Origin of the sequence: Polaribacter dokdonensis (assembly GCF_024362345.1) — a bacterium.
Classification (GTDB): Bacteria; Bacteroidota; Bacteroidia; order Flavobacteriales; family Flavobacteriaceae; genus Polaribacter; species Polaribacter dokdonensis.
In genome coordinates, this window is the sequence record NZ_CP101505.1 from 1,327,541 (window position 1) to 1,344,330 (window position 16,790).

The 16,790-nt window shown below is 29.7% G+C and carries 20 protein-coding genes; all 20 read left to right on the plus strand.

Translation table 11 applies throughout. The features are described 5' to 3' along the window. The first annotated feature begins 42 nt into the window (after positions 1-42). The 20 genes from LPB302_RS05960 to LPB302_RS06055 all read left to right on the plus strand — a co-directional run bounded on the left by LPB302_RS05960 (position 43) and on the right by LPB302_RS06055 (position 16,788). The gene (locus LPB302_RS05960) at positions 43-669 is read left to right on the plus strand and encodes a flavin reductase family protein (protein WP_053972876.1); all 627 of its coding nucleotides are present in this window, start codon (positions 43-45) and stop codon (positions 667-669) included. Positions 670-671: 2 nt separating this feature from the next. Further along, positions 672-2,096: an SDR family oxidoreductase gene (locus LPB302_RS05965; RefSeq protein ID WP_053972877.1), complete on the plus strand. Its 1,425-nt coding sequence runs from the start codon at positions 672-674 to the stop codon at positions 2,094-2,096. Positions 2,097-2,100: 4 nt separating this feature from the next. Continuing rightward, positions 2,101-2,241: a DUF2256 domain-containing protein gene (locus LPB302_RS05970; RefSeq protein WP_074613580.1), complete on the plus strand. Its 141-nt coding sequence runs from the start codon at positions 2,101-2,103 to the stop codon at positions 2,239-2,241. Then, positions 2,211-3,521, plus strand: a complete 1,311-nt coding sequence (locus LPB302_RS05975; RefSeq protein WP_053972878.1) for a DASH family cryptochrome — start codon at positions 2,211-2,213, stop codon at positions 3,519-3,521. The genes LPB302_RS05970 and LPB302_RS05975 overlap by 31 nt, the downstream gene beginning before the upstream one ends. A 1-nt stretch (position 3,522) precedes the next feature. Beyond that, positions 3,523-5,055 carry a cryptochrome/photolyase family protein gene (locus tag LPB302_RS05980; RefSeq protein ID WP_053972879.1) on the plus strand — a complete coding sequence of 511 codons (1,533 nt, stop codon included), beginning with the start codon at positions 3,523-3,525 and terminating at the stop codon, positions 5,053-5,055. Then, positions 5,045-6,535 carry a cryptochrome/deoxyribodipyrimidine photo-lyase family protein gene (locus LPB302_RS05985; RefSeq protein ID WP_053972880.1) on the plus strand — a complete coding sequence of 497 codons (1,491 nt, stop codon included), beginning with the start codon at positions 5,045-5,047 and terminating at the stop codon, positions 6,533-6,535. Before LPB302_RS05980 ends, LPB302_RS05985 begins: the two co-directional genes overlap by 11 nt. A gap of 96 nt (positions 6,536-6,631) precedes the next feature. Next, positions 6,632-7,063: a hypothetical protein gene (locus LPB302_RS05990; RefSeq protein ID WP_053972881.1), complete on the plus strand. Its 432-nt coding sequence runs from the start codon at positions 6,632-6,634 to the stop codon at positions 7,061-7,063. A 6-nt stretch (positions 7,064-7,069) separates the two neighbouring features. Then, the gene (locus LPB302_RS05995) at positions 7,070-7,345 is read left to right on the plus strand and encodes a TIGR03643 family protein (RefSeq protein WP_015480837.1); all 276 of its coding nucleotides are present in this window, start codon (positions 7,070-7,072) and stop codon (positions 7,343-7,345) included. Between the two features lie 65 nt (positions 7,346-7,410). Beyond that, a complete protein-coding gene (gene folE, locus LPB302_RS06000) occupies positions 7,411-8,109 on the plus strand; it encodes a GTP cyclohydrolase I FolE (protein WP_053975250.1) in 699 nt (232 codons plus the stop codon). A 2-nt stretch (positions 8,110-8,111) separates the two neighbouring features. Beyond that, entirely contained in the window at positions 8,112-8,339 is a 228-nt protein-coding gene (locus tag LPB302_RS06005) for a hypothetical protein (RefSeq protein ID WP_053972882.1), read from the plus strand. A gap of 74 nt (positions 8,340-8,413) precedes the next feature. Then, complete coding sequence (locus LPB302_RS06010) at positions 8,414-8,629, plus strand: hypothetical protein (protein ID WP_015480840.1); 216 nt, start codon at positions 8,414-8,416, stop codon at positions 8,627-8,629. A gap of 3 nt (positions 8,630-8,632) precedes the next feature. Further along, on the plus strand, positions 8,633-9,316 hold the full coding sequence (locus LPB302_RS06015) for an SDR family NAD(P)-dependent oxidoreductase (RefSeq protein ID WP_053972883.1): 684 nt from the start codon (positions 8,633-8,635) through the stop codon (positions 9,314-9,316). 12 nt (positions 9,317-9,328) lie between these two features. Continuing rightward, positions 9,329-9,802: a glutathione peroxidase gene (locus LPB302_RS06020; RefSeq protein ID WP_053972884.1), complete on the plus strand. Its 474-nt coding sequence runs from the start codon at positions 9,329-9,331 to the stop codon at positions 9,800-9,802. Positions 9,803-9,804: 2 nt separating this feature from the next. Beyond that, positions 9,805-9,972, plus strand: a complete 168-nt coding sequence (locus tag LPB302_RS06025) for a Lacal_2735 family protein (RefSeq protein WP_053972885.1) — start codon at positions 9,805-9,807, stop codon at positions 9,970-9,972. 141 nt (positions 9,973-10,113) lie between these two features. Continuing rightward, the gene (locus tag LPB302_RS06030; protein ID WP_053972886.1) at positions 10,114-10,896 is read left to right on the plus strand and encodes a DUF3050 domain-containing protein; all 783 of its coding nucleotides are present in this window, start codon (positions 10,114-10,116) and stop codon (positions 10,894-10,896) included. A gap of 7 nt (positions 10,897-10,903) precedes the next feature. After that, entirely contained in the window at positions 10,904-11,368 is a 465-nt protein-coding gene (locus LPB302_RS06035) for an SRPBCC family protein (protein ID WP_053972887.1), read from the plus strand. 2 nt (positions 11,369-11,370) lie between these two features. Further along, a complete protein-coding gene (locus LPB302_RS06040) occupies positions 11,371-12,675 on the plus strand; it encodes a cryptochrome/photolyase family protein (RefSeq protein ID WP_053972888.1) in 1,305 nt (434 codons plus the stop codon). Between the two features lie 169 nt (positions 12,676-12,844). Continuing rightward, positions 12,845-14,683: a wax ester/triacylglycerol synthase family O-acyltransferase gene (locus tag LPB302_RS06045; RefSeq protein WP_053972889.1), complete on the plus strand. Its 1,839-nt coding sequence runs from the start codon at positions 12,845-12,847 to the stop codon at positions 14,681-14,683. Beyond that, a complete protein-coding gene (locus LPB302_RS06050) occupies positions 14,683-15,624 on the plus strand; it encodes an alpha/beta hydrolase (protein WP_053972890.1) in 942 nt (313 codons plus the stop codon). Before LPB302_RS06045 ends, LPB302_RS06050 begins: the two co-directional genes overlap by 1 nt. Before the next feature lie 3 nt (positions 15,625-15,627). Beyond that, on the plus strand, positions 15,628-16,788 hold the full coding sequence (locus tag LPB302_RS06055; protein WP_053972891.1) for an alpha/beta fold hydrolase: 1,161 nt from the start codon (positions 15,628-15,630) through the stop codon (positions 16,786-16,788). Positions 16,789-16,790: the final 2 nt, after the last annotated feature.

The following is a 16,790-nucleotide window of genomic DNA, read 5'->3' on the forward strand; positions in this document are numbered from 1 at the left end:
TAAACAATTTGTATATTTGTTTATATCAACTAAAACAAAATAATGCAAGTATTCAATAAAGAAGATATATTTAAACTGAATAAAATATACAGAATCAACTTAATAAACAGTTGTTCTGGTTTTAAATCAGCAAATTTATTAGGTACCATATCAGAAAAAGGTATCACAAACGTTGCTGTTTTCAGTTCTGTAACTCATTTAGGCTCTAGCCCTCCTACATTAGGTTTTATTCTAAGGCCAACTACTGTACCTAGAAACACACATAAAAACCTTAAGGACTTGGGTTATTTTACAATTAATCATATTTGGGAAGATGTTATTGAAGATGCACATCACACCTCTGCCAAATATGCAGATGAGATTTCTGAGTTTGACATGACCAATCTTGAACCTGAATTTAAAGGCGAGCAGAAAGCACCTTTTGTAAAGGGAGCACCTGTACAAATGAGCATGAAGTTTATTGAGGAAATATATGTACCCTCTAATGATGTAATGCTAATTGTAGCTCAAATTCAAGAACTTTATGTAAAAGATGAGCTATTAGAAAAAGATGGTTTAATAAACCTTTCTAAAGGAAATGTTGCTACTATTAATGGATTAGATACGTATGCAATACCAAAATTCAAGAAGCAATTATCTTATCAAAGACCAAAAGAAATTAAAAAATAAATATGAAAATACTTGTAACAGGTGCAACTGGTTATATAGGCAAACGTTTAATTCCTTTGTTATTAAATGATGGTCATAAAATTGTATGCCCTGTTCGTGATAAAGTAAGAGCTGAAAATTATTATAAAGACCAAACAAACGTTGAATTAATAGAAGCAGATTTTTTAAATAGACAATCTTTAGAAGCTTTACCAAAAGATATAGATGCTGCATATTATCTAATTCACTCTATGTCTAATTCAGCTAGAGAATTTCATATTTTAGAAGAAAAATGTGCGACAAACTTTAAAACATTCGCAGAAAGTACTTCATTGAAACAGGTTATTTATTTAAGTGGAATTACAAATGACACAAAGCTTTCTAAGCATTTATTGTCTAGAAAAAATGTAGAAACCACCTTAGCCTCTGGTAATTATGCGTTAACCACATTTAAAGCAGGAATTATAGTTGGTTCTGGAAGTTCTTCTTTCGAAATTATTAGAGATTTAGTTGAAAAACTACCTGTAATGGTTGCTCCAAAATGGTTAAATACCAAAACACAGCCACTCTCAATTAGAGATGTACTTTCTTTTCTTTACAAAGCATTAGCAAAAGAAGAATTATACAATACTTCTTATGATATTTTTGGCCCAGAAGTGCTCACCTACAAAACCATGTTGTTGCAATTTGCAGAAGTTAGAAAATTAAAAAGAAGCATACTTACAGTGCCAGTAATGACACCTAAATTATCTTCTTATTGGTTATATTTTGTAACCTCTACTTCATATAAACTAGCAAGCTCTTTAGTAAATTCAATGGGTGTTGAAGTTATTGGTGAAAAAAGTAATATCAATAAAATATTAGATGTAAACCCAATGTCTTACAAAGAGGCAGTGGAATTAGCATTTAAAAAGATTGAGCAAAACAGTATCATTTCTAGCTGGAAAGATTCTTACATCAGCAGTGGAAAATTAAAAAACTATGTTCACGAATTTATAAATGTACCTGAATATGGATGTTTTAAAGATTACAAAAAAAGGAAAATTAAAAATCGTGATAAAGCCTTAGATAAAATTTGGGCAATTGGTGGTGAAACTGGTTGGTATTATGGAACTATTTTATGGAAAATTAGAGGCTTTTTAGATCAATTTTTTGGAGGTGCAGGTTTACGAAGAGGAAGAAGACATCCAACAGAATTAAACGCAGGTGATGCTCTTGATTTTTGGAGAGTTATTTATGCTGATAAAGATAAAGGCAAACTTTTATTGTATGCAGAAATGATTTTGCCTGGTGAAGCTTGGTTAGAATTTAAAATTAAAGAAGGATTACTATATCAAACTGCAACCTTTAGACCTCATGGTCTTGCAGGCAGGTTGTATTGGTATTCTGTTGTGCCTTTTCATTGGTTTATTTTTAATGGTATGATTAACAAAATCGCAAAATCTTAATTCATTGAAAAAACAACACCTACCCACAAAAGATTGTCCTGTTTGTAATAGACCTTTTACTTGGCGTAAAAAATGGGAGAAAAATTGGGAAAATGTAAAATATTGTAGCGAAAAATGCAGAAGAAACAAAACACAACAGGCTTAATATGGTTTCGTAATAATTTGCGATCACAAGATAATAGATCAATTCAAAAAGCAATTGAAAATCATGACAGTGTAATAGCTATTTATTTTTTCGATCCTAAATATTTTGAAAAAGATAAATTTGGATTCTACAAAACAGAAAAGTTTAGATCCCAATTTTTAATAGAAACAATTGCAGATTTAAAACAGCAATTGAAAAATTTAAACATAACACTACTCACCTATTTTGCTACTCCTGAAAACAGACTTTCAAAACTTGTTGATGAATTAAATATCAATACCATTTACACTCAGAAAGAATGGACAAAAGAAGAAATTGACACAAATAACTTGGTGAAATCAATCATAAATAAATCTATTGATATTGTAGAAGACTATGATCAATTTCTTTATCATCCAGAAACTGTATCTAAGAATTTTAGTAATATACCAGATGTTTTTACACAGTTCAGAAAAAAGCTAGAAAAGTATGTGAGTATTCAAGATGAGATTAAAATTGATAAACTTCCTGAAAGCAATCTAATCTCTAACAGCACTAAAATACCAACACTTCAAGAATTAGGTTTTAACGATTTTACACAACCTTCAAAAACTGCTTTCCCATTTAAAGGTGGAGAGTCTGCTGCTTTAAAAAGATTGAATTACTACTTATTTGAAAGTAAAAAAGTTGGCTTTTATAAGAAAACTAGAAATGGTTTAGTTGGCTTAGATTATTCTACAAAATTTTCTCCATGGCTTGCCAATGGTAGTTTATCTGCAAGAACCATTTATCATCAAGTAAAGAAATACGAAGCTGAGTTTGGATCGAATCAGTCTACATATTGGGTAATTTTCGAATTAATTTGGAGAGATTATTTCAAATACATATCCTTAAAATATGATGCTAAAATATTTAAAATAGGTGGAATTTTAGATAGAGATTATGATTGGAATGCAGATGAAGATATAATTCAAGATTGGATAAATGGAAATACAAAAGATGATTTTGTAAATGCAAACATGATTGAGCTAAAAGAAACTGGTTGGATGAGTAATAGAGGTAGACAAAATGTGGCCTCGTATTTTGCTAAAGAATTGCTACAAGATTGGAGAATAGGTGCTGCCTACTTTGAATCGCTTCTATTAGATTATGATGTGCATAGTAATTATGGAAATTGGATGTATGTTGCAGGAGTTGGTAATGATCCTAGAGACAGAAAATTCAATACTCAATTACAAGCAGAAAGATATGATGCAAACCATAAATTCAGAAAATTATGGTTAGAGAAAACCTTATTTTAATATGAAAACTTTACGTTTAATTTTAGGAGATCAACTAAATAGCCAACATTCTTGGTATGATAGTAGTAATGAAAACATTACCTATTGTATGTTTGAAATGCGTCAAGAAACAGATTACGTAAAGCATCATATTCAAAAAGTAGCTGGCTTTTTTGCTGCAATGAGAAATTTTGCTGAAGAATTAAAAGCAAATCAACATCAAGTAATTTATTGGAAATTAAATGAAGAATCTAATACTCAAAGTCTAACCGAAAACATTTCAAGTTTAATTGATGAAAACAACTTTCAAAAATTTGAGTATCAGGCTCCAGATGAATACAGATTAGACCATCAACTAGAGGAGTTTTCCAGCAAATTAGATATTGAAAATAAAGTTTTTTCTACGGAACATTTTTATACAGAAAGAGATGAGTTAGCCACCTTTTTTAAAGGTAAAAAACAGTTTTTGATGGAAAGTTTCTACAGAAACATGCGTAAAAAACATCAAATATTAATGGTTGACAAACAACCTGAAGGTGGCAAATGGAACTATGATGCTAGTAATCGAAAAAAATGGAAAGGCGACACTTTAATTCCTTCCGCAAAAAACTTCGATAATAATGTTTCTAAAATTGTAGATGAAATAAAATCAGCTGGAGTTGAAACTATTGGAAAAATTAATGCAAAATATTTTGAATATCCTATCTCTAGAAAACAAGCTCTAGATCAATTATCTTATTTCTGCGAACATTTACTGGTTCATTTTGGAGATTATCAAGATGCTATGCATACAGATCAAGTTTTTCTTTTTCACTCAAAAATATCATTTGCTATGAACACCAAAATGATATCTCCAAAAGAAATTGTAGACGAGACCTTGCAAACGTACAGAAAAAGAAAAGATGAAATTGATATTTCTCAAGTAGAAGGTTTTATAAGGCAAATTATTGGTTGGCGAGAATACATGAGAGGTATGTATTGGATGTTAATGCCAGATTATAAAAAAGAAAACTTTTTAAACAATGAAAACAAGTTACCAGACTTCTTTTGGTCAGGAAAAACCAAAATGAATTGCCTAAAAAATGCCATTCATAATTCATTAGACAATGGATATGCTCACCATATTCAAAGACTAATGATTACAGGAAATTTTGCTTTGTTAACTCAAATAGATCCTGCTGAAATTGATGCTTGGTATTTGGGTATTTATGTAGATGCTATAGAGTGGGTTCAATTACCAAATACAAGAGGAATGAGTCAGTTTGCTGATGGTGGAAAAATTGCCACAAAACCCTATGTTTCTAGTGGAAGTTATATTAGTAAAATGAGTAATTATTGCGACTCTTGTGTGTATAAAAAAACGAAGAAGTTTGGAGAAGATGCATGCCCTTTTAATAGTCTTTACTGGAATTTTCTTGACGAAAAACAAGAACAATTATCTTCTAACTTTAGAATGAAGATGATGTACAGCTTATTAAACAAAATGTCTACAGAAGATAGAACTAAAATTAAAGAGAAGGCAAATCATATTATTGAAAATTTAGATGAGTATTAATAGAGAAGAAATAAATATTGTTTGGTTGAAACGCGATTTGCGTTTGCAAGATAATGAAGCTATACATAATGCTTTATTAGCTAAAAAACCAATATTATTTATTTACGTTTTTGAAAACTCATTATTAGAAGATCCTCATTATGATTTACGCCACTGGAACTTTATTAAAGAATCTATCAGAGATTTAAATGAAGATTTAGCAAAGTTTAATAGCAAAATTCTTACAGTAACATCAGAGGTAATTACTGTTTTTAATCAGTTACAAAATTTCTATAGAATAAGTACTGTTTTTTCTCACCAAGAAACAGGCTTACTTAAAACCTATAACAGAGATAAAGAATTTGCAAGATATTGTAGAAACAACTCTATTAATTGGGTTGAAAACAACAATAATGGTGTTTTAAGAGGCCTTTTAAACAGACGCGATTGGATTGAAAAGTGGGAAAACTTTATGTACCAACCACAATTGAAGAATGAGTTAAAAAATGCAAAACTTCTTTCAATTGATTTGATTAAACAAATAGAAAATAATTTTATTGTTACTGAATTAGAAACTCCTAAAGATGCAAAATTTCAAAAAGGAGGATCTAAAATGGGTTGGAGATATGCAAATAGCTTTTTTGAAGAACGCTATAAAAATTACATGAATCATATTTCTAAACCAGCTTTATCTCGAAAAAGCTGTAGTAGATTATCTCCTTACATTGCTTGGGGAAACCTGTCCATTAGGCAAGTATATCAAAAAGCTATTTTAATTAAAAATGATGATAACAAAAGACAATTAGGAGCCTTTGCAAGCAGATTAAGATGGCAAGCTCATTTTATACAGAAATTCGAAATGGAACATACCATGGAAGAAGCGAGTATAAATAAAGGATATCATAAATTAAAAAAGAATATTTCTAAAAAATATCAAAAAGCATGGAAAGAAGGCAATACTGGCTTTCCTATTATAGACGCTTCTATGCGTTGTTTGGCAGAAACTGGGTATTTAAATTTTAGAATGCGCTCTATGTTAGCTTCATTTTTTACTCATATTTTATGGCAACCTTGGCAAGACTCTTCTCAGCATTTATCAAAATTATTTTTAGATTTTGAACCTGGCATACATTTTCCGCAATTAAATATGCAATCAGGAGAAACTGGTATTAATGAAATTAGAGTTTATAACCCTATTAAAAATAGCTTAGAGCATGATGAAGATGCCAACTTCATAAAAGAATGGGTACCAGAATTAGCAGAATTGCCTACAGCATTTATACATCAGCCTTTTCTAATGACTCCTTTAGATGAGCAGTTTAACAATTTTAAATTAGGTATAGATTACCCAAAACCAATCGTAGATTTTAAATCAGCCAGAAAAAGAGCTACACAAACACTTTGGGATATGAAAAAAGATCCTGATGTAATAAAAGAGAACTACAGAATTCTTAAAACACACACCCTTTTAGACAGAAAGAAATTACTTCAAAATCAATAATTTGTAAAATATATACAAATCAAAATATTTTGTTAATTTTTGTTTAACCATTTAAATAATACCTTAAACAAAATTTTTTTTGATTATCTTTGATATGTGATTTTTAATACAACACATAATAATAAGGATACTGAAAAAGCAATTAACAACTTGCTAGGAAAGCCATATTCATTTTTTCAATCGATTAAATTAAAAGGCACAGGTTCAAAAAGAATGATTATTGATGAAGTAAGTGTTGGCTTCAAAAATATGATGAATACTGTTGCTGACCTTAATTATGGAAATATAGAATTAAGAGAAAAAGGCTTATTAGTTCATATTAACAAAGGTCTTAAAAACTTTAGTTGGGCAATTCCTTTTTATCAATTACACATTTACAAAACAAGTGGCTTTAGCATTCATGCTCAAGGAAACTTTGTTCGATTCAAAAACAATAAATTGTTGAAAGAAAATAAAAAGTTTCTCGACAAACTAATAGATTTAAAAATTAAAAACGACGAACAGTTTGATTTCCAAAATGTTCAATAATATACAATGACTACTTTAAACAACATACAGATTGATAGAATCATAGAAATGGCTTGGGAAGATAGAACCACTTTCGAGGCAATTCAATTTCAGTTTGGCTTAAAAGAGCAAGAAGTCATCAATTTAATGAGAAAAGAAATGAAGCCTAGCAGCTTTAGAATGTGGAGAAAAAGGGTTCAAGGAAGAAAAACAAAACACGAAAAGCTAAGAACATTTGAAAAAGGCAGGTTTAAATGTTCTAGACAGAAATCAATATCTAATAACTCTATTGCCAAAAGATAACCAACAGTGCTTTGCTTTTAAGTTTAGTAGGGTACTTAAAGACAGCACATAAAAAAGATACTATTATGATTACAGATGTAATACTTAAAGAAAAACAAACAGACCAAAAACTAAATGGATTTTCATTTGAAGAAGTAGGTGATGACCATTTATTTACAGGTTTAGAAACCCCCATGAAAAAGGATGCTTTTAAACTTTCTGACAATGAAAAGAAAGAAAAAATAGCTATTCTATTTGAAGAAATTATGGATGTAATGGGCTTAGACCTTACAGACGATTCTTTACAAGGAACTCCAAAAAGAGTTGCAAAAATGTATATTGATGAGATTTTCTCTGGCTTAAACCCTGCAAATAAGCCTAAAGTTGCATTATTTGACAACAAATATCAATACAACCAAATGTTGGTTGAAAAAAACATAACATTTTACTCTAATTGCGAGCATCATTTTGTACCAATTATTGGTAAAGCTCATGTAGCATATATCTCTTCTGGTAAAGTAATTGGTTTATCTAAACTAAACAGAATTGTACAATATTATGCTAAAAGACCTCAAGTGCAAGAGAGGTTAACCAACCAAATTGCAGAAGACTTAAAAGGCATATTAGGCACAGAAGATGTTGCTGTTATTATAGATGCCAAACACTTATGTGTATCTTCTAGAGGTATTAAAGATGACACTTCATCTACAGTTACTTCTTACTTTGGAGGTAAGTTCAATAATCAAGAAAAAATAGCAGAATTACAAAACACTTTAAATTATTAGTTATGGATTTAATACAGAAAGCAATCGAATTCGAAAACAGAAAGAAAAGATTCCCAACTACTAGCGATCGTATTTTGGCATCTAGAGAAGCAAAGTCTTTAATTTTAGGATTAAATGAAATCTATAAAGAGACTAAAGACAGTAATATCATGGATATTATGAAACGCCTAACTGTAATAAAACAAAAAATTGAAAAGCGTTTAAAAGGTAAACCTTTAACAGCAGCATAATAAACCTGTATTTTGCTTGATTTTCTAACAAATATATTTATATTGCCAAATTAGAAAATTACCAAAATTACATAATGGAATTATTAGAAAGAGCTACTGAGTTCGAAAACAGAAAATTTTCGTTTAAAACAACGAGCGATAGAATTTTAGCTTCAAGAGAAGTTAAAGCGCTTATTTTAGAATTAAACGAAGTATATAAATTAGAAAAAGATCCAGAAATTATGGATCAAATGAAGCGCCTTACAGCAGTTAAACAAAAAATTGAAAAGCGCTTGAAAGGAAGACGATAAAAGATGAAAAATATAATAGTTATTGGAGGAAGTAAAGGAATAGGAAATGCAATTTTAACCTCTTTACTAGATCAAAACAAGGTTTATAACATCAGTAGAACAGCACCAGATATTAGCCACAATAACTTAACTCATCACTCTTTAGATATTTTGCAAGACGAATTGCCAAGTATCGAAAATGTAGACACTTTAATTTACTGCCCAGGAAGCATTAATCTAAAACCAATTTCTAGATTAAAATTAGATGATTTTAGAAATGATTTCGAAATCAACGTAATTGGTGCAGTTAAAGCAATACAACATTATTTACCTTCATTAAAAAAAGGGAATAAACCATCCATATTATTATTCAGTACAGTTGCTGCAAAATTAGGAATGCCATTTCATGCTAGTGTTGCAGCAGCTAAATCTGCTGTAGAAGGAATCACAAAATCTTTAGGAGCAGAATTTGCACCTAATATTCGTGTAAATGCAATTGCACCTACAGTTACAGATACAGACTTAGCTTCTAAATTACTTAGAAATGACAGAATGATAGAAAATATCACAGAACGTCATCCTTTAAAAAAATATTTACAACCCAGTGAAGTTGCAGATCTTGCAAACTTTTTAATTTCAGAAAAAGCAGCCTCTATTTCTGGCCAAATTTTTGAATTAGATTGTGGTATTGTAAGCTTCAAAATATAAATTTTACATTTTATGACTAATATCTATGATATTAAAATTGATAGTTTACAAGGTAAACCTATCAATCTTCGAGACTTTAAAAACAAACATATTCTATTTGTAAATGTGGCTTCTAAATGCGGCTTTACACCTCAATATAAAGATTTAGAAAAACTACATCAACAATATAAAGAAAATCTTGTGGTTGTTGGAGTACCTTGTAATCAGTTTGGTAGTCAAGAACCAGGTAATGCAAACGAAATTGAAGAATTTTGTGAAGTAAATTATGGAGTTACTTTTTTAATTACAGAAAAAATTGATGTAAAAGGAGCCAATCAACACCCTTTATACACATGGTTAACATCGAAAGATTTTAATGGTAAAAAAAGTTCTTCTATAAAATGGAATTTTCAGAAATATTTAGTTTCTCCAGAAGGTAAATTAATAGACTATTACTTTTCTATTACAAAACCTACGAGTTCTAAAATAACAAAACACATCTCATAACTATGTTTGGATTATTTAAAAAGAAAACAGAAGAAGAAAGATTACAAGAAAAATACAAGAAATTAATGGAGGAAGGTTTTAAACTACAGTCGGTTAATAGAAGTGATAGTGATCAGAAATATTTGGAGGCAGATGCTGTGCTAAAAGAAATTGAGGCATTAAAAAAGTAAGGTTTATTTTTTAAGTAAAACCTCAGAAAACAGGCAATAATAAGTTAATTTCGTTTCCCTTTTAATCAGTAAGCAGATATTTATATTAAAATATTGTAATCATTGATTTACGCCAAAAGGTTTAAAATTTTAACCTAACTAATGACGAAAATACAACATATAGAAAACGAATTACTAGATTTAAGAAATCATCTTAAACACCATGAATTATACAATAATCTTCAACAACTAGAAGATATTAAAATTTTCATGGAACAACATGTGTATGCTGTTTGGGACTTTATGTCACTTCTTAAAAGTTTACAAAACAGCCTAACAAATACACAGGTTCCTTGGACACCACCAAAAAACCCTTTACTTGCCAAATTTATAAATGAAATTGTACTATGTGAAGAAAGTGATATTAATGAGTTAGGAGAAACAAAAAGTCATTTTCAAATGTACTTAGATGCTATGAAACAACTAGGTGCAAATACCGAAAAAATTCAAAACTTTCTATCTTTCATAAATCATGGCAGCTCTGTAAAATTGGCTTTAGAAAAAACAGAATTACCCAATAGAATATCAGATTTTATAAACTTCACTTTTTCTATCATAGAAACCAACAAACCTCATTTAATTGCTTCTGCTTTTACGTTTGGAAGAGAAGATATAATACCAGATATGTTTTTAAGTATTATAGATAAATCTAAAAATCAACAAGAACATACTCCAAAATTAAAATATTATTTAGAAAGACACATAGAATTAGATGGTGATGAACATGGCCCTTTATCACTTAAAATGATTGAAGAACTTTGTGGAAATGATGAGGTAAAATGGAATGAAACCTTGTTTATTGCTAAAGAATCTTTAACCAAAAGAATTGAATTATGGGATGCTATTAATAGCTTGATTCTAAAAAACAAATATGTTGTAAAATAGAAATTCTATGAAAATATATACACTTCACAAATCGCAAAAACTACCAATAACGTTAGATGAAGCTTGGAACTTTTTATCCAATCCTAAAAATTTAAAGATTATAACTCCAGATTATATGTCTTTTGATATTGTTTCAAAAATAGACAGACCTCTTTATACTGGTCAAATCATTCAGTATATAGTAACACCATTATTAGGCATTAAAACAAAATGGGTTTCAGAAATTACACATATTGAAGACAAAAAATACTTTGTAGATGAACAAATGTATGGCCCTTATTCTCTTTGGCATCACAAACACTTTATCAAAGAAATTGAAGGTGGTGTAGAAATGGAAGATATTATAGACTATAAAGTTCCTTTAGGGTTTTTAGGTCAATTAGTGCACCCAATTTTGGTAAAGCCTAAATTAGAAGAAATTTTTAATTACAGACAAACAAAGTTATTAGAGCTTTTTGGAGAATATAAATAAGCATGAAAGAAGCAGTTACTATTTTTTGGTTTAGAAGAGATTTACGTTTAGACGATAATATTGGTTTTTACAATGCTTTAAAATCAGAACATAAAGTGTTACCAATATTTATTTTTGATGATAAAATTTTATCAAAATTGCCCAAAGATGATGCAAGAGTAACCTTTATATTTAACACGCTTCAAGAAATGCGAAGCGTACTTCAAGAAAAACACAGTAGCAGTTTAGCCATGTTTCATGGTAATCCAAAAGAAATTTTTAAAGAACTCATTGAAGATTATACTATTGAAGCTGTTTTTACAAATAGAGATTATGAACCTTATGCAAAAGAAAGAGACGAAGCTATTGAGAATCTTTTAAAGGAAAATTGTATTCAGTTTAAAACATTTAAAGATCAAGTAATCTTTGAAAAAGATGAAGTTGTAAAAAAAGATGGAGATCCTTACAAGGTATACACTCCATATATGAAACTTTGGAAAGAACAATTTAATGAAGACAAACTAAAAATTCATTACACCAATGATCTTCTAGACAATCTAATTCAAAATTCTAGATTACCAAATTTAAGCTTGTCAGACATTGGTTTCACAAAATCTTCTCAAGAAATAACACCTTATGATGTTACTCCTACTCTCATCAAAGAATACGAAGACACTCGTAATTACCCTGCACAAGATGCCACTTCACGTTTAGGACCACATTTAAGATTTGGTACTGTTAGTGTAAGAAAAATAGTTAAAAAAGCCATAGCAGAATCCAATGAAGTTTTTTGGCAAGAACTCATTTGGAGAGAGTTTTTCATGCAAATTCTTTGGCATTTCCCACATACAAAAGATGAAGCTTTCAAAAGCAAATACGATAGAATTGAATGGAGAAATAACGAAAAAGAATTCAAAGATTGGTGTAAAGGAGAAACTGGTTATCCATTAGTAGATGCTGGAATGCGTCAATTAAATGAAACTGGCTTTATGCACAATAGAATTAGAATGTTGGTAGGTAGTTTTTTATGCAAGCATTTATTGATAGATTGGAGATGGGGCGAAGCTTATTTTGCAGAAAAATTACATGATTACGAAATGGCCAGTAATGTAGGAAACTGGCAATGGGTAGCAGGCTCAGGAGTAGATGCTTCTCCTTATTTTAGGATATTCAATCCAACTACACAAATTAAGAAGTTTGATAAAGATTTAAAATATATTAAAAAGTGGGTAAAAGATTATAACAAATCTACTTATCCAAAAGAAATTGTAGACCATAAAGAAGCAAGAGAACGTTGTTTAAAGGTATATAAAGAAGCTGTAAGTTAAAGGTTTTTAAATTTAAATTACGTTACTAAACATCAACAATTTACCAACAAATTCTTGGGTTTGTTATTACTTTTTGTAGTCAAAATTAATTATATTGCAGAGTTGCGAAAATTTTGATAATTTTTACAAATTATTCGTATTTTTTTAAATCTATAATTTAGTATAAAATATGCCTACCAAAGTAATTCAAGATTTTTTAGATAATACTTTAGACGATTCTGTTCAACAAATTTCTGGTTCAGATGCTGCATTCTTATATGCAGATTCTCCAACAAGCCCAATGCACATTGCTACTTTAACAATTGTAGAGGGTTCATTAGAATACCAAGATTTTAAAGATATTGTTGCTTCTAAGTTGCATTTAATTCCAAAATTTAGAAAACGCCTACTAAATGTACCTATGAATTTAGACTACCCTTATTGGGTAGATGATCCAAATTTTGATATTGATCTACATGTAAATCGATTAAAACTTCCTGAACCTGCAGATTGGAGTACACTTAGAGAATTAACCTCATCTATATTCAGTAGTTCTTTAGACTTAAGAAGACCTCTGTGGTCTATGAGTTTTATAGAGGGTTTAGATAATGTTTCACAAGTTCCAAAAGGTTCTGTAGCTATTGTTTCTAAAGTACATCATGTAATGATTGATGGTAGTTCTGGTGTTGGTATTATGGGTATTTTATTCGATAAAAATATTGATGATCAAAACAAAAAGATACCAAAACCCAAACCTTTTGAGCCTAATCCAATACCAGATGAACTAAATTTATTACTTAAAAGCTCTGTTGGTTTTTTAAAGAACCCTTTAAAAATACCAAAGCTTTTAGGAGAAACTGCTTTTTCATTTATCAAAGGAAACATCAAAACACAAGTGGGTTTAAAAAAACCGTTAAAAAGTTCAATTTTTACACCCAATACTATTTTTAATAAATCTGTATCACCAAAAAGAACTTGGGGAACAGCAATTTTATCTTTTGAGAGAATAAATACGCTTAGAAAAATAATGAACGTTAGCATCAACGACGTTATTTTAAGTATTTGTGCAGGCGCAATTCGAAAATATTTACAAGAAAAAGAAAAACTCCCTGTGCAACCATTAGTAGCTAATGTTCCCATTTCTATTCGCGTAAAAGGCGAAAAGCAAGAAATGAATAATCAAATTTCTAACATGTTGGTTAGAATTGCTACGCATATTGATGATCCAATAGAAAGATTAGAATACATACAAGAACAAACTGGTTTAGGTAAATCTAGACACAAAGCTGTAGGTGCAAAAGCACTTTCTAAAATGGCAGATGCTGTACCTTTTGGTTTGGCAAATTTAGCTGCAGGCTTATATAGTAAATACAACATAAAAGAGTTTCATAGACCTCCATTTAATGTAACAATAACTAATGTGCCTGGTCCACAAATACCTTTGTATTTAAGAGGTCATAAAATTTTATCAATCTTTGGGCTTACACCTGTATTAGATGGTTTTGGTTTGATTATAGCTGCATTTAGTTATAATGGTTTAGTATCATTAACTACAACTTCAGATGCTAAAACAATGCCAGATGCTGACGTATTTGCAAGATATCTTAGAGAATCTGCAAATGAATTGGAAGAACATATTTTGACAAAACAAAAAAAAGGTACAGATGATAAAGTTGCATCACCCAAACTAAAAAGCAAGGCATTTTTTACAGCGTTTAAAAAGTATTTAAAAAGCAATACCAAACTGCTAAAACAGCATGCAGGCTTGTATGATTTTGAATTAAACACCCCTGTTGAAAAAATAAATTATCAATTAGAAGTTTCAGAGAAAAAGCTTTCAGTAAGAAAAAAGAACACTACTAAACCTTTGGTAAAAATACTTATTGATGATGAAATTCTTTTTCAACTTTATAAAAAGAATTTACTTTTAGATGAAGTTATGATTCAAGATAGATTAAAACTAAAAGGCACAAAAAAGAATACAGATAAGCTTTTTAAACTATTCATTAATTTTTTCGAGAATAATTAATGGCAGTAATTACAAGTACATTTACCTCTTTGGGTGATGAAGAAATTTTCTATTATAGATGGCAACCAAAAGAAGAAAAAAACATAAAAGGGATTGTTCAAATTTCTCATGGAGTTGGAGAGCATGCAGCAAGATATAAATCTATAGCTAAAGCTTTAAAAAAGCAAGGCTATGAAGTTTATGCAAATGATCATAGAGTACATGGTAAATCTGTAAAATCTAATGCTCATTTAGGTTTTTACGATGGTAATGATTATTTTTCTGATGCCATTTATGATATGCGTAAGCTTACAGAAATCATAAAAGAAGAGCATCCAAATAAGAAGATTATTTTATTTGGTCATAGTATGGGCTCACTGCTATCTAGAGCTTATGTTACCAAATATGGTAATGAGTTAGATGCCTTAATTCTATCTGGAACTGCTAGTTTTATGAAAGGAATTGGCACTTTTGGCTTAATTAGCGCTAAAATATTTACCAAAATAAATGGCAAACATAGAAGCAATGAAATTTTAAAAAATATCTTTTTTAATCAATTTAATAAAGAATTTAAACCAAATAGAACCAAAGTAGATTGGATTAGTAGTGATCAAAAACAAGTAGATAAATTCGAAGCAGATCCTCTAAGAGTAGAAGATTTCTCTTTAAGTGTTTTTTTGGATATTCTTAAAGGCAGTAAAGAAATAAATGAAATGGCTACTTTTATAAATACACCAAAAGAGCTCCCTATTTATATTTTTTCAGGTGATAAAGATCCTGTAGGAGAAATGGGTAAAGGTGTTAAAAAGGTTGCAAAAAATTATAAAAAGTCTGGTATTAAAGATCTTACTTTAAAGATCTATAAAGGTGGTAGACATGAAATGTTGAATGAAGTAAATCGAAAGGAAGTGCAACAAGATTTACTAAATTGGCTGAATAGCAAAATAGCAGCCAAAAATTAAATTATGGAAAACAATAGAATTGTATATAAATCATTTGCAAAATTAGCAGTAGCTATTGCTGTATCGCAAGGTGCTAGTCTTGCTAAAGCTAAAAAGCTTATCATAAAAAGTTTTGAAAGACATCCTTTTCAAGATGATATTTCTAAAATTGTTAAAAAAGTAAAACTGGAAAAAGAAAATCTGAATATTCTTAGTAACAATTGTATTTCAATTTGTGAAGATTTTGGTCCAGATAGAGATTACATTACTCTGGTTTCTTTACTAGAAAATATTTATAAAATCGAGGAATTTCAAGAAATAGAAAAAGATACAATTTCCAATATCATTAAAACTTTTAAAACAGAAATTGAGAGAATAAATGCAAACATACCTCCTCCTCCATTATACAATGTTCTTCTAGAAACAAGAGCTGTTGCAGAATGGACATCTATGCTTTGGCTGTATCCATTTATACCAAAACATAAAAGTAAAAAGAACAAACCTGTGTTGTTAATGCCTCCTTATTTGGGGAATGATAATTCTACAACGTTTGTTAGAAAATATTTAAAATCATTAGGTTTCAAAACCTATAAATGGGATTTGGGAGTAAATATGATTAACTCCAAATCATTACCCAAACTTATTGAAAAGTTAGATGAAATTTACGATAAACATCAAGAAAAAGTAAGCCTTGTTGGTTGGAGTGGAGGTGGAATTTTTGCTAAAATTATTGCAAATAGATATCCAGAAAAAGTAGAACAATTAATTACTATTGGCTCTCCTGTTTGGGGTGTAAAAAATATGAAAACACCTATTATTAGAAGTTTGGAGTTTATTAGAGGAACAAAACTAAAAGAACGTAATGATAAGTTTATAAAGGAGTTAGAAGAAATTCCACAGGTACCAATCACCTGCATTTACACAAAAACTGATGGTTTAATTCCTTGGAAAAATTGTACTGAAGCAGAAACCTATAGAGATGACATTAAGAATGTTGAAGTTTTTGGAAGTCATTGTGGAATGGGTGCCAATGCTACAGTTTTGCTTACGGTTGCAAATGCGCTGAATGCAAACATAGAAAAATCGTCAAAAAAATCTATTATAGAAAAAATCGAAACCTTATTCTTTCCTCACTTTTGGGAACAAAAAGGCATTTCAAAATTCACCAATCTCTTTTTTAATTGAAC